This is a genomic window from Trebonia sp. (assembly GCF_049794275.1).
Lineage (GTDB): Bacteria > Actinomycetota > Actinomycetes > Streptosporangiales > Streptosporangiaceae > Trebonia.
On sequence record NZ_JBARCR010000280.1, the window covers coordinates 1 to 1,783 of the forward strand.

A 1,783-nucleotide genomic window follows, 5' to 3' on the forward strand; every position below is an offset into this window, starting at 1 on the left:
TGGCCTCCAGCATCGAGCCGAGGAACGCGGCGGTTTCCTCCGGGTCGGCGTCGTCGCCGGGCGGCTCGGTCTCCGCGGGCGCGTAAACCCGCTCGACCTTGCCGCGGGCCAGCGGCCGGTACTCGGCGACCTCGATCAGTCCCGCTCGCTCCAGCTGGCCGAGGTGGTAGTAGAGGCGGTCAGCGGGCAGTCCGGCGCAGTCAGCTAGCTGCCGCGCCGACCGGGGCGCTTCGGCCAGCCACTCCCATAGCCGTATCCGCAGCGGGTCGGCAAGCGCCTTGTGCACCCCATGCCAGGGCTTTCGCGGCGCGCCCGTCCCGGGCAGGCTCGGGTCCACCGACTCTGCTGAACTACTCTCCATTCATTGGAATTTATTACAATAATTCCCATCCGTCAATCCGCCGGGCCGCTATGCGGCATCGGGGGGCTAGGGCGCCGGCGCGGCCGCCCCGGTAGTCTGCCCGCCTTCCTCCTCCCGTCCTGCCGCTAGAACCTGGTGCGGGGGACGCCGCCCGCGACCGGAAACTCCGTGTACGCGGCATGATGAGCCTGTCCCCTGCTGGTCTCGGCAGCGCGCCGCCTGCGGCGGTCGTTACTACTGGTTGGCGGCCAGGACCGCGCGGGGTCGGCTGGTCTTATGGCTCACCGGTGGGCCCGGGGCCGGCCTTGGGGGTCCCGGCATCCGCCGGGGCGTGGTGGCCGTTCGCTGCTCGGCATGCGCGGCGGAGCAGCGCCTGGAGGGCCAGCAAGATCACGCCTCCCACTGCCATCCCGATACCAGCTCCGGCCAGGACGTCCAGGGGATAGTGCACCCCCAGGTAAACCCGGGACCAGCCCACCAGGCCGGCGTACGCGATCCCCGCCGCGGCCAGCGGCCGGGCCAGGAACGGCACGAGCGCGACGACTACCGCCAGGGCGACAGCGGTGTGGCTGGAGGGAAAACTCGTGCCGTGTGCAGGCTGCTGGCGCAGCACCGCACCGGCCATTACCTCGTAGGGCCGGGGGCGGTCTGCGATGACCTTCGCCACATTCGCCAGCACCCATGCGGCGCCTGCCGCTACGGCCGCGGCGGCTACCGGAAGCACGCTCCGGTTTCTGGCCACGACGTAGACCACGGTGAGCAGGACGACGGCGATGATGCCCGCCGGCTCGAACAGATGCGACAACGGCGTCAGCACCGAGGCGGCGGCCGGCGGCACCTGGTTGAGAATCCGGAACAGGCGCGCATCCCAGCTGGTCGCTCCCGCCTTGACCGACAGCGCCGAAGCAGCGAAGAGCACCACCCCAAGACTGGCCAGCAGCCCGGCGGCCCATGTCTTCGGAACCCGGGCCGGGCGGTCCGGCCACCACCACGATCCGGGCGAGATCATAGGGACAAAGCAGCCGGCGCGCCGACCAGGCGGCCCCGGTGCCGTCGGCTGGCCGCTCGATCGGCCCGAGGGCTTATCGCGGATATGAAGACCATGGCCACCTCCGCCGAGAACCTCGCTGCCGTAGGCGGGCAAATGTCATGACCGGCCATGGTAGCGGCTCACGCGACCGTCCCCGAAGCTGGCGGGGATTGCACATGGCCGCTGATCAGCGGCTACGGCCATGGTAATACCGCTGTGACACGGCGAGGTCGGCCGTCGCGCCCTGGCTGGCCTCACCGCTGCCAGCGCCTGCCAAATCTTCGCTCAAGGACCTTCAGGTGCACCTGTCGCGCTGAGCCCATATCAGCCATTCGGGTGTGCTTTTGGAGCCCGGTCAGCACTCGGGGGCGGCCAGATTGGCCGGCCGGACA

At 70.3% G+C, this 1,783-nt stretch carries 2 protein-coding genes; both read right to left on the reverse strand.

Annotated features, from left to right (window positions below; genetic code table 11):
• On the reverse strand, positions 1 to 361 hold a 361-nt coding region (locus WA805_RS07945; RefSeq protein WP_425242009.1), incomplete at its 3' end, for an ArsR/SmtB family transcription factor.
• Between the two features lie 274 nt (positions 362 to 635).
• A complete protein-coding gene (locus WA805_RS07950) occupies positions 636 to 1,370 on the reverse strand; it encodes a phosphatase PAP2 family protein (protein WP_425238213.1) in 735 nt (244 codons plus the stop codon).
• Positions 1,371 to 1,783: the final 413 nt, after the last annotated feature.